The organism is Paenibacillus silagei (assembly GCF_017874735.1).
In the GTDB taxonomy this organism is placed as follows: domain Bacteria; phylum Bacillota; class Bacilli; order Paenibacillales; family Paenibacillaceae; genus Paenibacillus_AQ; species Paenibacillus_AQ silagei.
This window is the reverse complement of the sequence record NZ_JAGGLV010000010.1, coordinates 167631-186513: the sequence shown is the minus strand read 5'-3', so window position 1 is coordinate 186513 and position 18883 is coordinate 167631. Positions and strand designations below refer to the sequence as shown.

The following is an 18883-nucleotide window of genomic DNA, read 5'->3' as shown; positions in this document are numbered from 1 at the left end:
GGCTCCCAAAAAACTCAATTGCACTTCTTTTGGAAGGGGATATCCCGTTCTAAGCCTTCGAATGAATACGCTGATGCCTACGAGAAGAGATTGGAAAGTTAGTTGTTGGGCCAGGGTGTCTAACGTTTGGTTTATATACGATCTATTCAGGAGGGGGAAGCGGTATGAATCACGGTCATATCCGCAAGCCGGAAGGGTTTGTGGAGGAGAAGCTGTATGTGCTGCCGGAGTATTGGATGAAGGAATTGGAGCAGGAGGAGCTGACCGCCTCCTTGTTCATTACGGACATTGGTTATTTCCCGAATGCCCGTTATCATTTCAGGGAACGCCTCGAAGGCAGCCCGTCGCATATCTTAATCTTATGTGAAGCGGGAGAGGGCTGGGTGGAGCTGAACCACGGGGAGCAGATACTCATGCAGCCGGGAGATATGGTCATTATTCCTCCACACACCCCGCACCGGTACGGGGCCATGCAGGAAGAGCCATGGAGCATTTACTGGTTCCATTTCAAAGGAAATCATGCGGACCGGCTGGTGAAGCTGTTCGGATTGTCGGGCGCTCCCCTCGGCCTGGCCCCGAGCGGCAAGGCCCGGCTTATCGAATGGTTCGTTCCTGCCTATGAGCTGCTAGCTGAGCGGACTTACGCCCTGGCTACCCATGTGCACATCGCCCAGACGGCCAGACAGCTGCTCTCCGGCATCGGCATTACGGCAGGCCCGTCCGCGCAGGAGAAGAAACGCGGGACGTATCTGGAACAGGCGATCCAGTATATGAACGGACGGCTGGGCAGCAACCTCACCCTGCCTGAGCTGGCTAAGCAGGTCGGCGTGTCGAAGCAGCATCTGATCTATATCTTCAACGCCGAGACCGGGGTCTCCCCGATCGGGTATTTCCTGCGGCTCAAGATCCAGCGGGCAGGCCATCTGCTCGATCTCACCGAGCTCAGCATTAAGGAGGTCGGCTCCGCTATAGGGATCAACGACCCTTATTACTTCTCCAGGCTGTTCAAGAAGATTTCGGGGTTCTCTCCTTCAAGCTACCGGAAGATCCCGAAGGGCTGAATCTGTACTCGAACGAAAAGGGCTTTCCAGGCTAATTTCTTAGCCGCAGAAATGCCCTTTTTGAATCTCTCTGAATATCTCTGCCGCGTAAGCTAAGCGGCTCTGCTATTCAATCTCCTTCCCGGTAAACAGCGAGACTCTCGCTTTAACCAGCTCCGTATATTCCTTCTCCATTTTCTCTGCACCCGCTTTATTCAGCTCCGCAATGAAATCGTCGTAGATTTTATCGAAATCGGCTGTGCGGGAGAGAATGGCTTCGGGAATCCTTTTATGGACGATATCCTGCGTCTTTTGATAGATTACCTGATAATCCCCATCTGTCGGCACCGGCATATTGTACAGCGCGCCCCATTCCTTGACCGGGAATTCATCCTCCGCCGGGAACAGGTCTTTCCAGGTTGTTGCGTTATACGCAGCCAGACTCGCCTTCTCCGCATCCGAATATTCGGCCAGAATCTGTTCCGGGAAGTTCGTAGTATAGTAATTGCCTGTAGAATCCTTCACACCGTCCCCGTAGCGGACTCCCAGCGTGGAATACAATCCCACCCCTGTCGCCTTGGTGAAACTTGCTGCATCGTTGACCTTCTGATCGAGAATGTCGGCAGGGATGACGCGCTTCCCGTTCTCCACATTATAATGCTTGCCTTCGATCCCCCAGTTTCTCAGCACCTGGCCTTCTTCCGAGGAGAGCCAGTCCAGGAATTTAATTGCGCGGACCGGATCTTTACAAGCCGTGGTGATACTGATCCCGTAGCCGTCCACTCCGACAGACTGCATGGCGTGATCCTTGTACTCCTCACTCAGCGTAACCGGGAAGTGGGCGTACGTATATTCGTCTTTGCCCGCAGCCTTCAGGGCGTTCTCCGCATCCTGATACTCCCATTCCACTGAGGTGAGCCCCAGCACCCGGCCGCTGGAGATTTTGGATTTGTACTGGTCATCCTTTTGAACAAAGGATTCCTTGTCGAGCAGCCCTTCATTGTACATATGGTTCAGCCAGCGGAAGTACTCCTTCTCTTCAGGCTTCTTATAATGCAGCATCGTCTCGTACGTCTCAGGGTTCACATAATATTCGCCGTCATTGGTTCCTCCGGTAGTGATATCGCCCTGGTTTGTCACCGTAATCATGATCTTCCAGCCGTCAGCATTGACGGTCAGCGGTATGGTCGGCTGCCCGTCCGTCGTTGGATGCTTAGCCACATACGCCTTGAGGACATTCTCGAAATCCTTCACCGTCCGGACTTCGGGATATCCAAGCTCTTTCAATACGCGGTGCTGAATCTGAAATCCGTTCGTCGCATCGAAGCTCTGTTGATCAATGCCGACATTCGTCGGGATCGAATAGATCGCCTGATTATCCTTGCTGTATTTCATCCGGTTCATGTTCCCATCCATGACTTTCTTTATATTCGGAGCATATTTATCAATCAGCTCGGTCAGGTCGATAATGGCTTCGGCATCCACCAGCTTGCCCAGCTCTCCCTTGGCATAGATCATATCAGGATACTCTCCGCTGGCTGCCATCATTGAGATTTTGTCCTGTCCCCCTCCGCTGCCCACATCATATTCCGCGTTCAGGGTAACACCTGTTTTGGCAACAATCTCCTTGCCGATATCATCCTCCATCCTGTTCCAATTCGGACTGGCATCGGCGCCAAAGAAGGTAAACGTTACAGGAGCTGTATCATTTGCGCTGTTATTTCCGTTCGTTGTATTCTTTGTGTTATTTCCGGCACTGCTGCTGTTGCTGCAGCCTGCCGAAATGAGCAGCATACTTGCCAGCAGACCCATCCCTAATCTTCTTGGTATTTGTTTTTTCATCCGTCTCATCCCCTTTGGTTGAATGCGTTTACAGTTATATTTTAGCGTCACCTTTGGCGGATAACCTTGATTTTCAAGTCGCAGACTAGCATTATATAGACAAATACGTATTTCTGAGGTGGGAGCTTTGTGAGCAATGTATATTTGAACTGGTTCACGACTGACGAGCATTTTCCTTTCTTTATCCAATATGGCGGGCACGAAGAAGACACCTCCCTCCATCAGCATGCAGACTTCTCCGAGCTTGTCATTGTGCTGAACGGACATGCTGCGCATATCGTCAACGACGAAGAGGCTTTTATCAAGAAAGGCAATGTATTCGTGATTAACGGCGGCACTCCCCATGCCTATAAGGACCCTTATGATTTCAGAATTTGCAACATTATGTACAAATCAGGCATGCTTAAGCTGGCCGGACCAGACTTAAGAACGCTGAACGGCTATCAGGCGCTGTTTGTCTTAGAACCCTTTTACCGCAGCATTAACGCCTATAAAAGCAAAATGAACCTCCCCATCGTCAGCCTGGAGGCTGTCTCATCGCTTGTGGCCGGCATGATTACCGAATATGAACAGAAGCAGCACGGCTATCAGACCATGCTCGCCTCCAAATTCATGGAGCTGGTCGTGTATCTGTCCAGACATTATGACATTCAGGAAAAGGGCGTGGACAACAGCCTGATGCACCTCGCCAGTGCGATCTCCTATATTGAGGATCACTATCATGAACCGGTTACTCTTGATGCCATTGCCGCCAAATCGGATATTTCCGTCCGTCATTTGAACAGGATATTCCAGGCGTATTATCTGACTACACCGATTGCTTATATTCAGCGTCTCCGGCTGGAACATGCATGCTCACTGCTCAAGCAAACCAGACACCCTATTACAGACATCTCCTATAGGTGCGGATTTAATGACAGTAACTACTTCGCCCGTCTCTTCAAAAAAACGTACGGCAAGTCTCCGAAGGCCTACCGCAATCAGCAGTAGTTGTGCAGCAGCCAGGTCCATACGTCGTTTAACGCAAAAAAGAGCAGCATGTCCCAAGGAACTGCTGCTCACTCCTTATACCGCCGGCTGATCCAGCGGCTCATAATCGAACCAGTCATACGCTGCCGGAGCGCCCTGTCCCGTCACGGACGTTGCATACATGGCAACGAATACCCCGGTGAACCCTCCTGAGATTTCGGTGCTGAGATAATGTGTCTCTCCAGCCCCCAGCTCGATCACCCCGGAATCCGGTGCCTCAACCGAGGCTTCTATGCTGCCGGGCAGCGCCTTGATTCTCAGGATGACCGGCCCGTCAGGACACTCCTCCACATGCTCCACCCGGAGTGAACCGACCGTCCGCCGGAACACGGCGGCTCTCCGCCCGCTGACAGAGCGGATCACCAGCTCATAATGATGCTTCTCGTTCTTGTACACTGCAATTCCGGCTTCTTCCCCTTCATGCTGCGGCTCATAATCCAGCTCTGCTGCTATATTGGCTGTGAAGTGGCTGAGGCGGCGGCCCGCAAAGGCAGGTGCGGCGGCTTCATTCAGCGTTGCCTCGTGGCCATGCAGAACGAGATGGCCCGGCCGTTCTTCGAGCGACCAGCTTCCTTCCGCCGGATTACGCAGAAAAGTCCAGTCCAGCCCCAGCCGGGTATCATCGAAATGGTCTCTTACGGGCTTCGCCGGCCAGCGGACTTCCGGCAGCAGCGGCGAGTCCATAACCGGCTCGATGTGGCCGCCGTTCCCGATAACCGGCCAACCCTCGGATGTCCAGGTTACGGGAGCCAGGAAGCTCTCTCTGCCCAGATGATGGCCCATCGGATAGGAGACCGGACGGATGCCTAAGCACACCGCCCACCAGCTCCCGTCCTGTGCCTCAACCAGATCGGCATGGCCTGTGGCTTGTATGCTGATTGCCGTACTGCGGTTGGACAGAATCGGATTATGGGGACAAGCAGCATACGGACCATAAGGCTGACGGCTTCTGGCGATGGTCTCCATATGTCCATACTCCGTTCCGCCTTCAGCGATCATCAGATAATACCAGCCGTTCTTCCGGTACAGATGCGGAGCCTCGGGATGAGCGCCGCCCGTTCCTGTCCAGATCAGCACGCTCCCGGTCAGCATTTCCCCGGTCGCGATATCAATCTCGCACTGGTAGATCCCGTTCCCCTGTCCGCCGTCCATGGCGGACTGGAAATATACGCGCCCGTCCTCATCGAAGTACAGGGAAGGATCAATTCCGCTCTGCGCAACCAGATAGGGCTCCGACCAGGGACCTTCCGGATGCTGTGTTTTGACGAAGAAATTGCCCATCCCGCTTACATTCGTGGTCACCATATAGAACCAGCCGTTATGGTAACGGAGGGTCGGCGCGAATATTCCGCCTGAGCTCCACGAATTCTCCAGCGGCAGCTGTTCTACCGTTGTAAGGCAATGGCCGATCTGACGCCAGTGGACAAGATCCCTGCTGTGAAAGACAGGGACGCCCGGATAATATTCAAATGTGCTGGTCACCAGATAATAATCATCCCCTAACCTGCAGATGCTGGGATCGGGATGGAAACCGGATATGATGGGATTGGTATAGTGCATGAAGCCGCGCTCCTGTCCATTTTCAATTGAATTCTAGGTTCTATATCGATTATATCTGGAATCGCTCTGCCAAACCTTCACTTTCAAGTCACGGGAATAGCAAAATCCAGACATGGCCGCGCTTAGTTCCGTGCAGATGTTATATAGTTACCTTTTCAAATCATTGAAGCCGCTCCGCCTCTGCTTCCGCCGACGCCATAAGCGGTACCCTCTGCGGACCGTCTCCAGAATCAGGCGCGGAACCGGAAATACCCGGCGGGAAGCCACGGGCCGGTACAGCCGGTAATACAGCCGCTTGAAGTCCTCCCACATGCTGCAGTCGTCATCCTTCAGGAAATCCGAGACATCCACAATCAGTCCCCGCCCGTCCCGGAGCATCACATTCTTGGCATGGATATCATGCGGGCGCAGTCCCCGGGATCTCGCATACTGAAGCGCGTTGTCAATGTCTTCAATAGCCTGTCCGGTAATGAGAATGCCGCGTTGCATGGAATCGTAGAAGGTGACTCCGCCCAGCCTTTTGAGGATCAGGAAATCCGCTCCGGCATAATAGCACTCCGAGAAGGCCGGATGCTGTCCAAGGCGGCAGTACACTTCTGCTTCTTCCTCAATGCCCGGCCTGCCCGGCGCGTAGATCTTCACTGCGAATTCCTCGGCTCCCTGCCGGCAGAAGACAGCCGCATAATTTCCGGTTCCGAGCACACTCCAGGGCTTTGGTACACCGCTGACCTTCACCGGCTCCAGCGGATTCACGCTCTCTATATTAACCTGACCCAGCAGCTCGCCCGTGATCTGCTCCAGCAGCTTGTCCATCCTTCTCACCCCGCAGCTTAAGTTCAGTAATGACTCTATCCACCCAGTGTACGCTATTCCCCGGCGATCAGCCAATCTTGCCGGTAAGCATCGCGAAGAACCGGACAACAGCTCTCCGGCTCTTCATATATTTGAACGTACCTGTGCACTCGCCCATCATCCACGCCGCCACCTTGGAGTTAAGCTAAATGAATGACCTCATGCTCCTCCGCACTTCGGTAGGTCCCGAATACAAGCTCCAGCGTCTTCAGATTATCTTCGCCGCTCGTCTGGAATTCCCTGCCAGTGTCCAGGCATTCAATGAAATGCGACTGCAGCCGGTAATGGCTCTCTTCAAAATCAAGGCTGTTGTCCTCCGAAATCGTAGTCTCCAGCCCGTCGTTATCAATCAGGCTGAGTGTGCCGCTGCTGTACAGCTTAATTGTAGCCTGATCGCCTTCAATAATCAGCTGCTCTTTATGGTCCGGCAGCACCGGAAGAGTTAGCGGGCCGGGCAGATTCTGCCGGGTGGCCCAGCTCATATCCATCAGTCCCATATAATCGTCGTAGCCAAGTGTAATTAGCCCGGCATCCTCTCCGGCAATATAAGGGCTGACCTTCCGGGTCTCCGCATATAGCCGCTTAGGCTCCCCGAACAGAAACCGCCATGTATCATACCAGTGAACCCCCATCTCATAGAACAGCAGCTTCGGCATCTCCCGAAAGAACGGCTGCGGAAGCTCATGCTCCGGGGCAAACCGCGGTGAATAATAATCCGTGTGGATATAGCGGATCATCTGGAGCCGTCCTGCAGCTCCGCGATCCAGCAGCTTGCGGATGGCCTGAATCGGCTGCAGCCAGCGCCAGTTCTCTGTAACCATCAGCCGGACGCCCGCAGCACGGGCCGTTTCCACCATCTCACAGGCTTCCTCCATGGAGCGGGCAAAAGGCTTTTGGCACAGGATATGCTTCCCGGCCCGTGCTGCCAGTCCGACCAGCTCAGGATGGGTATCCGGCGCGGTAACAATATCTATAATATCCAGCTCCGCAGAAGACAGCATGTCTTCCAGCGTGGAGTACAGCATGTCCCGAGGAATCCCGTATGCCTCCCCCTTACTGTGCAGCTTAACCGAATCCAGGTCACACAGGCCTTGAATCTGAACGCCGGGGATACGCTGCCATGCCTGCAAATGCTTGTCCGACCAATACCCGGCACCCACTATACCAATCTTCCACATCCTATTTAGCCTCCAAGTCATGCTCATCGCGCAGGCGCGTCATTCTCACCGCCATATATGTCCGTCCCGGCAGATCGACCCTGAAGGTTCCCTGATAGCTGTCCGCAAGCTCATCCACCGTCATGTTCCAGGTATCCAGTAGCTCCACCTTATAGCGGAACTCCGGGTTCATCGTGAACTGGCGGAACTTCGGCCGGTTGAATCCGAAATAATAGAGAACATATTCATCCTCCACCCCGGCTCTGGGCAGATCCCACTCCGAAGGCAGCGGGTTCAGACCCTCAGAAGGTCCTTCTTCCAGCACGCGGCGCAGAAAAGCAATCCGTTCAGGGCTCGTGCCATACAGCCGGCCGCCCTTGGCCCACCAGAGCTTATCTTCCGGGTGCAGATAGGTCTCCCCATGTCCGACATACCCTCCACGGACCGCGCCTTCCCAGAAACGGCGGACCATCTCTTCCCCGGTAATATTTCCCCAGCCATGCTCGACATTACCCTCGTAGGCACATTCATCGATCACGACAGGCTTATTCCAGCGCCGTCTCCATTCATCCGTATGCTCAGAGGTCTTGTAAGCATCCACACGCTGAATGCTGCAATGCGTAACCCAGGGCTGGTTGAAATCATAGAAGGCAATGCCATTATGATTAGAGATCAGGTGCCCGTAAGGATCATACGACGTTACAATATGCGCGTACCTCTCCCAGTCGGCCAGCACCTTGTTTCTCATAAAATCATATTCATTGGCCAGCGACCACCAAACATGACGGTACGCCGAGAGCCTGGCTACAAGATACCGGAGATAGCGGTCATCCGCCTCCTTGCCCATATCTGCGAAGCCCCAGCGGTCATACGGGTGGAACAAAATCAGGTCGGCCTCGATGCCCAGCTCCCCAAGGTCTGCAATCCGCTCCTCCAGATGCCGGAAGAACGCCGGGTTGAACCGGCTGTAATCCCAGCCTGCCTGGACCGAGCCTTCATAGGGGTAGTACTCCGGTTCATTCTCGTTATAGGAGTAGGATTTCGGGAACACGCACATTCTTATTTTGTTAAAAGAAGACGCTTTCAGCGTATCCAGCGTCTGGCGCTCCATCTCATCCCCCTGATGGGTCCAGGCGTAGCAGGTCGTGCCGACAGGAAGATAGGGCGTTCCGTCCGCATAGGCAAAATGAAAGGTATTCCGCACCCGGACCGGACCGTGATTCCCGCCTGCCGCAGCCGTGCATTCCAGTTCCCCTTCAAGCTCATGCAGCGCAGGCGCATTGCTGCTGGTCCGGAACGCCCACTTCCCCTGATGCTCCGGCATGAAGCGGATCCGGTATACCCCTTCCCCATCATAGAAGCCCAGAACAAGAACCGAACGTTCTCCCATCGAAAATTCCGCCTGCAGCGCTACCTCCGTAAACGGATTGCCCCCGGCAGGACCTCCTTGCAGTACAATTTCACATACGCCCCACTGTGAAGTCTGGTCAGGCACCGATACGGAGACCCTCCCCTGGAATGCTTCAGCCTGCCCTGCTTCCTTCGGATTAGCCATAAGTCCTGCTCCCTTCTGTATGAATCCTAAGATATACAAATAGCAACATCAAACTAAACAATAACTAAACAAAACTAATATCACTAACTATAAATTTATTATAAAGCAATCCTACAACACCTTCACGCCATCGTCAACGTTCTTATTCAAGCTAAAAACCAGCTTATTCAACTATTATATTAACCTCGATTATATGCCAAATTCACTAAACATAACTAAACATAAATACAATTTACGCTTCATTGCTAAAATTGGCGCCTTCCCTTACACTAAACATACTTAAGCTACGATGCTGAATGGAGGTCTTGTCATTGAATATGGAGGAGCTTGCCCGGCTGGCCGGGGTCTCCAAGGGGGCCGTCTCGCTGGCGCTGAACGGGAAGCCGGGGGTCGGGCCGGAGACACGCGGGCGAATCCTGCGCCTGGCGGAGACCTACGGATACACCGGCAGGGGAAGAGCAGCGGCCGCCGAAGCGAACGCCACCACCCTGCGGTTCCTGGTGTTCACCAATGCCGGACTGGTCCATGAGGAGTACTATCAGCAGCCCTTCTTCCGGGAGCTGATTCATCATATCGAGGAACGCTGCCGGATGGGGGGCTACAGTCTGATGTTCTCCGCGCTTGAAGAGAAGAACTATGAGCAGGGCATTCAATCAGTGATGGAGGAGCCCACCAGCGGCGTGATTCTGCTCGGGACCAGCCTGGATGCGGCCAGAATCGCCGATATTGCGGACAAGCTGCCCGGCTTGATCGTGCTGGACACCTGCTTCGATGCGCTGCCTGTCCATTTTGTCGAGATCAACAATTATATGGGGGCTTATCAGGCAGGCACCTATCTGACCGGCCACGGGCACCGGAGAATCGGTTATATCGCATCCGAGGAGCGGATTCATAACTTCGGGGAACGGCAGCGCGGGTTCATGGACGCCATGGCGGAGGCGCGGGTGGAGATTCCCGGGAGCAGCCTGCTGGCGGTGCCGCCGACTTTATTTTCCTCCCAGGGACCGTTACGGGACAAGCTGCAGCACCTCAGGGACAGCGGCCAGCCTTTTCCCACCGCCTTCTTCTGTGAATGTGACTACATCGCCATTAGCGCGATCAAGGCGCTCAGCGAGTTGGGCTTCTCCGTCCCGGAGGATGTATCCGTCATCGGCTTCGATAATATCAATGAATCGCAGATTGTAGCCCCGGAGCTGACCACGGTTCATGTAGAGAAAGAAAGGATGGCCGCATGGGCAGTGGATCTGTTCACCGCTTCTCTTCACCGGCAGTCCGCAGTCAGCACCAAGGTCAAAGTCGACACCCTCTTGATCGAGCGAGCTTCCTGCCGGCGGCTCGAACCCTCTGCGGATTAATAAGCTACACTCACAGCCTATTTGCAAAAAAACAGGAGCCAGCCCTAACCGCATCATCGCGGCTAAGGGGTTGGCTCCTGTTCCTGTTCCATGGACCTGTTTTAGGGTCCGTACTAATCGTCCTGCTCTATTCGTCCAGCCAGCTACGCATCATCGATAACAGCTGTCCGCTGTTCACCGGCTTGGTAATATAATCCGAGCAGCCTGCTTCCAGGCACAGCTCCCGGTCCCCTTTCATCGCCTTGGCAGTAAGCGCAAGAATCGGGAGGTCCCTCCACTCCGGCTTCTCCCGGATCGCCCGGGTTGTCTCGTAGCCGTCCATTCCCGGCATCATGATGTCCATCAGGACAATTCCGATATCCGGCGTCTGCTCCAGCAGCGTGATCGCATCCTGCCCGTTCTCCGCAGGGATCACCTTCATCTGATGACGCTCTAGAATAGAGGTAAGCGCAAAGATGTTGCGGATATCATCATCCACGACAAGCACCTTTTTATACTCGATCATCTCATCCGATTGATACAGCTTCACCAGCTTGTCTCTGGAGAGCGGCGGCAGATCCTCTGCCTTGCGGTGCAGGGCGAGGGTGGATTCATCAATCAGCTGGGCATCCGATTTCACCTCTTTGAGCACCGCCATCTTGGCCAGCTCATCCCATTCGGTTTCTTCCTCCGGCGTCAGCTTCCGGTTCATCTGCACCAGCACGGGGATTCTTTTGTTCCTGGCGTTCTTGTACATCTCCCGGAGGAAGCGGATCAGATTCATGTCTGCCAGGCTGCTGTCCAGCACGATCGCATCGAACGTCTTGTTGTTCAACTGGTTCAGGGCTTTGCGCCCGGTCTCTACGGCGGTGAGTGTAAGATCAGGATTGTCCAGCAGCTCGGCTATATGCTTGCGCTCCTGTTCATCCTGGACGGCGACCAGCAGATTAGCCGTGGTGTGATCCGCGAACCGGTTCAGCCGGTCCAGCGCATTCTCCAGCTCCTCATTGGTCACGGGCTTGCGGAAGTAGTCGTAAGCCCCCTTCTGCAGCAGCTGCACCTCGTCTTCATCCACGGTCATTACGCAGACCGGAATATGCCGCACCCCGATATCGTTTTTGAGCTGCTGAAGCACCAGCCAGCCGTCCGTATCTCCGCCAAGATGCAGATCCAACGTGATGGCCGACGGCTGGTATTTCTGAACCAGCTCCAGGACATCCCAGCCGCTGGTGGCGATAACCGCTTTGATTCCTTTTTTGTGGAGCATCCCCAGAATGATCTCGTTGAACTTCTGGTCATCCTCAACGATCAGGAACACCCGGTCTCCCGGTTCAATCCCATCGCGGTCATCCGCGAAGGGCTCCTCTTCCGGCTTGACAAGGCTGCTTCTGCGTTTGGCCGGGGTAATGTCAATGACCTCCGGAACATGAGCCTTCGGAGGCTCCGGTTCAGTGAATTCCGCATCTGTCGGCAGGTACAGGTTAAATACGCTTCCCTTGCCCACTTCGCTGTACAGGCTAATCTCTCCGCCGAGCATCTCGGCGATCTCGCGGGAGATGGCAAGCCCGAGACCCGTTCCGCCGTATTCCCGGTTCGTACTGCCGTCCGCCTGCTGGAACGCTTCGAAGATAATCTGCTGCTTCTCCGCCGGAATGCCGATTCCCGTATCACTTACCGAGAAGCAGATTACGGTGGTGGCCCGCTCAAGCGACTCCTTGTCCGGGTGCCACCCGTCAGCCGCTTTGCGGATCTGCAGCATAATCTGTCCCTGCTCGGTGAATTTGAAGGCGTTCGACAGCAGGTTCTTCAGGATTTGCAGCAGACGCTTGGAATCCGTGGCGATGCTAGCCGGTACACCGGGATCAATCTTGATCCGGTAGTCGAGCTTCTTGGCATCCACCATATGGCGGAAAGAACGGTCCAGACCGTCCGTCAGCTCCGCCAGCGAAACTTCGCTGAAATCCGGCGTGATCGTGCCGGATTCGATTTTGGACAGATCAAGGATATCATTAATCAGGTTCAGCAGTTCAAGCCCGGAATCCTGAATCGTCTTGGCGAACTTCACCTGCAGCTCATGCAGATTCTCATCCGGATTCTCGGCCAGCTGTTCTGCCAGAAGCAGCAAGGAATTGAGCGGCGTGCGCAGCTCATGGGACATGTTGGCCAGGAATTCGGATTTGTACTTGGAGGTAAGGGCAAGCTGCTCCGCCTTCTCCTCCAGGTAACGCTTGGCCACCTCCACCTCATGGTTCTTGCTCTCCACCTCCGCCTTCTGGAGTACGAGCAGCTTCGCCTTATCCTCCAGCTCGTCATTCGTACTCCGCAGCTCCAGCTGCTGCTTCTGCAGCTCCTCGGTGAGCGACTGGGACTGGATCAGCAGCTCCTCCGTACGCTGGTTCGCCTGCATCGTGTTGATCACACTGCCGATGGATTCCGTAAGCTGATCCAGGAAGGCGATGTCGATATCGCTATAAGGCCGGAAGGTCGCCAGCTCCAGAATCGCCAGCACCTGATCCTCGAAGATGATCGGCAGCAGAATGATATTAAGCGGCGTTGCTTCGCCCAGTGCGGACGAGATCATCACATAGTCGCCCGGAACGTTGGTTAATAGAATCCGCTGCTTCTCAATCAGGCACTGGCCGACCAGCCCCTGCCCCGCCCGGAATTCATTCGCCAGATGCTTGCGGTTCTGATACGCATAGCTGGCGAACAGCTTCAAGACCGCTTCCCCGCCGGAGGGTTCATTAATATAGAAGACGCCATGCTGCATCGATACCAGCGGAGCCAGCTCGGACAGGATCATCCGGCTGACCGCATACAGATCGCGCTGCCCCTGGAGCATCCGCGAGAACTTGGCCAGATTGGTCTTCAGCCAGTCCTGCTCGGTGTTGATGCGAGTCGTCTCCTTCAGATTACGGATCATCTCGTTGATGTTATCCTTGAGCGTGGCAACCTCCCCGGAGGCGGACACATCAATCGCCCGTGACAGATCGCCGTTAGTCACTGCGGTAGCCACATTGGTGATGGCCCGCACCTGTGTGGTCAGCGTACTCGCCATGTAATTGACGTTGTCCGTCAGATCACGCCAGGTACCCGCGGCCCCCGGCACACTGGCCTGACCGCCCAGCTTCCCTTCGGCTCCAACCTCGCGGGCCACGGTAGTGACCTGATCAGCGAAGGTGGCCAGCGTCTCGATCATGTTATTGATCGTATCCGTCAGCTCGGCAATCTCACCCTTGGCCTCCACCGTCAGCTTCTGCTTCAGGTTCCCGTTCGCTACCGCCGTCACGACCTTGGCGATGCCGCGCACCTGATCGGTCAGATTGGTGGCCATAATATTCACGTTGTCGGTCAGATCCTTCCAGATCCCCCCGACACCGCGCACCTGGGCCTGTCCGCCCAGCTTCCCGTCCGTGCCGACCTCGCTCGCTACACGCGTTACCTCAGAGGCGAACGAATTCAGCTGATCCACCATCGTATTGATCGTGTTCTTCAGCTCAAGCAATTCGCCTTTGACATCCACCGTAATCTTCTTGGACAGATCCCCGTTCGCTACCGCCGTGGTTACACCGGCAATATTGCGCATCTGAATCGTCAGGTTGCTCGCCATGAAGTTGACGGTATCGGTCAGATCCTTCCAGGTGCCGGACACATCCTTCACCTCGGCCTGCGCGCCCAGCTTGCCGTCCGTACCCACCTCGCGCGCTACACGCGTCACCTCGGAGGCGAAGATGGAGAGCTGATCCACCATGGTGTTGATCGTATTTTTCAGCTCCAGAATCTCGCCCTTGACGTCTACGGTAATCTTCTTGGACAGGTCGCCCTTGGCTACCGCCGTGGTCACATCTGCAATATTACGCACCTGGTCCGTCAGATTGCGGGCCATGTTATTTACGCCTTCGGTCAAGTCCTTCCAGGTGCCGCCTACTCCCTTCACCTGCGCCTGGCCGCCGAGCTTGCCGTCTGTACCGACCTCGCGTGCTACACGCGTCACCTCGGAGGAGAACATGGAGAGCTGGTCGACCATCGTATTGATCGTATTCTTCAGCTCCAGAATTTCGCCTTGCACATCCGCAGTGATTTTCTTGGACAGGTCCCCGTTCGCCACCGCTGTCGTTACGACCGCGATGTTGCGCACCTGATTCGTCAGGTTGGACGCCATATAGTTCACGCTCTCGGTCAAATCGCGCCAGGTCCCGGCTACGCCCTTCACCTGCGCCTGTCCGCCCAGCATGCCTTCCGTGCCGACCTCACGCGCCACGCGCGTCACTTCGGAGGCGAAGATCGACAGCTGCTCCACCATGGTGTTAATGGTGTTCTTCAGCTCCAGAATCTCGCCGGTCGCATTCACCGTAATCTGCTTGGACAGATCCCCCTTCGCCACGGCAGTCGTCACTTCAGCGATATTGCGCACCTGATCCGTCAGCGTGCCCGCCATGAAGTTCACGCTGTCGGTCAGATCCTTCCAGGTTCCGGAGACTCCCTTCACATCGGCCTGTCCGCCGAGAATTCCTTCTGTAGATACCTCGCGCGCCACACGCGTGACCTCGGAGGCGAAATTGCTGAGCTGGTCCACCATGATGTTAATGGTACTTTTCAGCTCCAGAATCTCGCCCTTCGCATCGACGGTAATCGTCTTCGACAGGTCGCCCTTGGCTACCGCCGTGGTCACTTCCGCGATATTGCGCACCTGATTCGTTAAGTTGGACGCCATATAGTTGACGCTTTCGGTCAAATCCCGCCAGGTGCCGGACACGCCCTTCACATCAGCCTGCCCGCCGAGAATCCCTTCCGTACCCACCTCACGCGCCATCCGGGTCACCTCGGAAGCAAAGGTCGATAACTGATCCACCATGATATTGATCGTATTCTTCAGCTCCAGAATTTCACCCTGCACATCGGCGGTAATCTTCTTCGACAGATCGCCGTTGGCCACCGCCGTGGTCACCACCGCGATGTTCCGCACCTGGTTCGTCAGGTTGGACGCCATATAGTTGACGCTCTCAGTCAAATCCCGCCAGGTGCCGGAGACATCCTTCACATCGGCCTGTCCGCCGAGCTTGCCTTCGGTCCCGACCTCGCGCGCCACCCGGGTCACCTCAGAGGCGAACATGGAGAGCTGGTCCACCATTGTGTTGATCGTATTCTTCAGCTCCATGATTTCGCCGCGCGCATTGACCGTAATCTGCTTCGACAGATCGCCGTTTGCTACCGCCGTTGTCACCGCTGCGATGTTGCGCACCTGATCCGTAAGATTCGTCGCCATGTAATTGACGCTGTCGGTCAGATCCTTCCAGGTGCCGGAGACCCCCTTCACATCAGCCTGTCCGCCCAAAATACCTTCGGTACCCACCTCACGCGCTACACGTGTAACCTCGGAGGCGAACGTGCTGAGCTGATTGACCATCATATTGATATTGCTTGCCGTCCGCTGGAACTCGCCCGTAAGCGGCCGTCCTTCAATCGCCAGCTCCACCTGCTGGGACAGATCGCCCTTGGCTACGGCGTTAATCACCCGGACCATCTCGCTGGTCGGCTGAATCAGGTCAATCACCAGGCCGTTCAAGGAATCGGTCACCGTCTCCCAGGACCCGCCCAGATTCTTCTGCACGAACCGTCTGGACAGGTTCCCTTCCTTGCCGACCACTCTGGCCACCGTCTGAACCTCGTTCACCAGGCTCTCCTGAATCTCCATAATCTCGTTGAACGTATCGGCTACCTTACCAGCGAGCCCCGTCCGGTCATAAGGCATCCGGTGGGAGAAATTGCCCTTCTTCATCGCCATTAAGGCGCTCAGCAGTTCACCGGCGTCTATTCCATCGCCCTGGTTTTCTTTGATTTGGTTGTCATCGCTCATAATATCAACCCTGCCCCTTATTCAGCACGTATTTTTGCTCCAATCCAAGATGCTCACGAACGACAATTGTAAAAACAAACGTAGCCCCGGGCTCCTCCGATGGCTCGACCCGGATGCTTCCGCCCATCAGCTCAACCAGTGCTTTGCTGATCGATAAGCCAAGCCCCGTGCCTTCGAACCTGCGTGTGGTAGAGGCATCAAGCTGGGAGAAGGGCTGGAACAGCTCGCCGATTTTATCCGGGGGAATCCCGATTCCTGTGTCTCTGATTGTGAATTCAAGCGTAAGCTTCTCCGCCGGTCCCTCCTGCTTGTTAACCATTATGTATACACTGCCTGCATGGGTGAACTTCACGGCATTGCCTACGAGATTATTCAGCACCTGGCGGAGGCGGTTCACATCTCCCACCAGATCAGGCGGCACAGCAGGATCAATCTCCACTACCATATCAAGCTTCCGCTCACGGATCTTAGCAGTGAACAGAGCAATAGTCTCACTCAGGCAGTCCTGCAGAGAGAACGGCGCATCTTCCACCACCAGCTTCCCGGCTTCCAGCTTGGAATAATCGAGAATGGGATTGATCACCGACAGAAGGGCATTACTGCTTGTATGGATAATCCCCGCCATCTCACAATATTCCTCCGGCAGATCAGAGGCGAGCAGCAGATCAGACATCCCGATGATCCCGTTCAGCGGCGTGCGGATCTCATGGCTCATCATCGCCAGGAATTCAGATTTCACCTTGGAGGCAACTTCTGCCGCTTCCTTCGCTTCCCGAAGCTCCTGATTCGTCTTCTCCAGCTGCCGCGCCTGCTGCTTCAGCATTTCGCTCTGGAGCTGCAGCGTCTTATTCGCTTCATACATACTGACATAGCCCTCAATCTTGGACTTGAACAGCTGCGGGACGAAGGGCTTCGTCATGTAATCCATCGCACCCACAGAGTAACCTGCGAAGATATCCTCCATCGTCGTACTGTTAGCGGACATGAAAATAATCGGCACCACATGATTCTTCTCCCGGGTACGGATAAGGCGCGCCGTCTCCAGCCCGTCCATATCCGGCATTTGCACATCCATCACAATGACGGCGAATTCCTCCTCCAGCAGACAGCGTAAAGCTTCAATCCCGGAATAGGCCCGAAACAACCGGTAAGGCTCTCCGCGGAGAACGGCCTCTAGGGCAAGCAGGTTCTCGGGATGATCGTCTACAAGCAGGATATTGACTGGAAAATCCATGAGAACCCTCGCTTTCCAGGTTGTAGCATGCCTTGCGTTTATATTTCGAAAATATAGCTTATATACCCAAAATTTCAAATAACGAAACTCAGGTCTGCTGGTAATTCACCGCTGTAATCAGGCACTCCCGGCACAGAAAAGCATAATAAATTCCCTCGTCCTCCGCCACCTGGCCCATATCCGCCTGCGCCGCAAAAGTCATCGTCTGTGCGCAGCAGGGACAGGCCGGATAGTCCGCATCCTGAATCCAGGCCGGATGACCTCCGATCTGCGAGGCCGGTGCCTCCAGAACCCAGTATGCACTCTCATAAGTACCTGCCGGCTGTTCCGACAGCTGCATTACATGCCACGTGTTGAACGCCAATGCTCCTCCAGTATTGTCAGGCAGATATCCAGGAACAACATTATATTCACTCCATGCATACCCACCCTCCAGATCAGCCTTCATATATACAGTGCCATAACAGTTGCAGTGCATACAGGCTGCAATTCTTAGTCGCTTGCCGGGAAGCTCCATGAACCTAACCTGCGGATGCTGCAAATCGTAATCAAATAAAACAGTTAGCGCACCTCCGCACCAAGGACAGGCGTGCGTTCCTGTCTGGAGCATTTGAACAGCCGCCGGAGCACCAGGCGCTTCCAGAGTGTCTTCCCTGCTTACCAGGAAGGGGTAACATTCAGGATGATACAGCTGCCTTTTGCCGCCTCCGGCATCCAGCTCCCAGCCCGCTTCACGGGCATACATCTCGGGAGCTATATATAACGCTGACGCCCACTCCGGCGGGGACTGCCGCCATGCCGCGAACAGCCTGACCACCTCTTCATCGCCAATCCAGGCCAGCGCCAGCAGCAGCAGATTACGGTTAACCGGATCGGACTCCACCTGAGCAATGAGCCGGTCCCTGACCTGCGCGTCAGCATCCTTGAAGAGGATCGCGGGCGCATAATTCCCTGTGTGGAGGAGCATTTCCAGACCCGGCCCAAGCCGTGTATCCGTGAAGCAGAGGAGTGACACCAGCACCGTCTCCGCCTGGTCTATATCCTCTTCTTCTAATAAATGAACGGCGTAGCTCTCCATCCGCCCTCTCTCTTCCTCCGTCAGTCCGTGATACAGCTCCTGTGCGGTCCGGGGGTAAGGGACTTCCTTGATCAGCGGATCAGGCTTCCGCGGGCTGTGCAGCATGGTGAGAATTTCAACCGGATCATGGATACCGGCGTACCTGTTCACCTCTTTACGGTTCTGCTCAATATAAGCTTGTCTCTCCTCTGCAAGCTTCCGCTGCTGGCAGGGCATACAGATCCCCCCGGTCTTCAGTGCGGTTGCAGGAAGAATGCTTCCCGTGCAGCCCGGGGTCTGACAAGGCAGACGTTCGCTCATATGTTCTCTCTCCCTTCGTGATCAGTACGCAGATTATGCCCTCAT

Annotated in this window: 11 protein-coding genes; 3 read left to right on the top strand and 8 right to left on the bottom strand. The window is 55.1% G+C overall.

Going from position 1 to position 18883, the window contains the following annotated elements:
• Positions 1-164 precede the first annotated feature (164 nt).
• On the top strand, positions 165-1061 hold the full coding sequence (locus tag J2Z70_RS16680; protein ID WP_209875052.1) for an AraC family transcriptional regulator: 897 nt from the start codon (positions 165-167) through the stop codon (positions 1059-1061).
• Positions 1062-1166: 105 nt separating this feature from the next.
• Here J2Z70_RS16680 and J2Z70_RS16675 read toward each other — a convergent pair whose 3' ends face one another.
• The gene (locus tag J2Z70_RS16675; RefSeq protein WP_209875050.1) at positions 1167-2882 is read right to left on the bottom strand and encodes an ABC transporter substrate-binding protein; all 1716 of its coding nucleotides are present in this window, start codon (positions 2880-2882) and stop codon (positions 1167-1169) included.
• A gap of 129 nt (positions 2883-3011) precedes the next feature.
• On the opposite strand from J2Z70_RS16675, the gene J2Z70_RS16670 reads away from it, so the two are divergent.
• On the top strand, positions 3012-3872 hold the full coding sequence (locus J2Z70_RS16670; RefSeq protein WP_209875047.1) for a helix-turn-helix domain-containing protein: 861 nt from the start codon (positions 3012-3014) through the stop codon (positions 3870-3872).
• Positions 3873-3947: 75 nt separating this feature from the next.
• Here J2Z70_RS16670 and J2Z70_RS16665 read toward each other — a convergent pair whose 3' ends face one another.
• From J2Z70_RS16665 to J2Z70_RS16650, 4 genes are all read right to left on the bottom strand, one after another.
• Complete coding sequence (locus tag J2Z70_RS16665; protein ID WP_209875045.1) at positions 3948-5471, bottom strand: glycoside hydrolase family 43 protein; 1524 nt, start codon at positions 5469-5471, stop codon at positions 3948-3950.
• A 147-nt stretch (positions 5472-5618) separates the two neighbouring features.
• Positions 5619-6284 carry a serine/threonine protein kinase gene (locus tag J2Z70_RS16660; protein WP_209875043.1) on the bottom strand — a complete coding sequence of 222 codons (666 nt, stop codon included), beginning with the start codon at positions 6282-6284 and terminating at the stop codon, positions 5619-5621.
• 179 nt (positions 6285-6463) lie between these two features.
• Entirely contained in the window at positions 6464-7501 is a 1038-nt protein-coding gene (locus J2Z70_RS16655) for a Gfo/Idh/MocA family protein (protein WP_209875041.1), read from the bottom strand.
• A 1-nt stretch (position 7502) separates the two neighbouring features.
• Entirely contained in the window at positions 7503-9035 is a 1533-nt protein-coding gene (locus J2Z70_RS16650; protein ID WP_209875039.1) for a DUF5605 domain-containing protein, read from the bottom strand.
• A 317-nt stretch (positions 9036-9352) separates the two neighbouring features.
• Here J2Z70_RS16650 and J2Z70_RS16645 point away from each other — a divergent pair, with 317 nt between their 5' ends.
• On the top strand, positions 9353-10390 hold the full coding sequence (locus tag J2Z70_RS16645; RefSeq protein WP_342593021.1) for a LacI family DNA-binding transcriptional regulator: 1038 nt from the start codon (positions 9353-9355) through the stop codon (positions 10388-10390).
• Between the two features lie 127 nt (positions 10391-10517).
• Here the strand turns inward: J2Z70_RS16645 and J2Z70_RS16640 are convergent, their stop codons facing one another.
• The 3 genes from J2Z70_RS16640 to J2Z70_RS16630 all read right to left on the bottom strand — a co-directional run bounded on the left by J2Z70_RS16640 (position 10518) and on the right by J2Z70_RS16630 (position 18838).
• Positions 10518-16226, bottom strand: coding sequence for a HAMP domain-containing protein (locus J2Z70_RS16640; protein ID WP_209875036.1), 5709 nt, complete (start codon positions 16224-16226; stop codon positions 10518-10520).
• 4 nt (positions 16227-16230) lie between these two features.
• Positions 16231-17460, bottom strand: coding sequence for an ATP-binding protein (locus J2Z70_RS16635; RefSeq protein ID WP_209875034.1), 1230 nt, complete (start codon positions 17458-17460; stop codon positions 16231-16233).
• Positions 17461-17548: 88 nt separating this feature from the next.
• Positions 17549-18838: a DUF1963 domain-containing protein gene (locus tag J2Z70_RS16630; protein WP_209875032.1), complete on the bottom strand. Its 1290-nt coding sequence runs from the start codon at positions 18836-18838 to the stop codon at positions 17549-17551.
• Between the last annotated feature and the right edge of the window lie 45 nt (positions 18839-18883).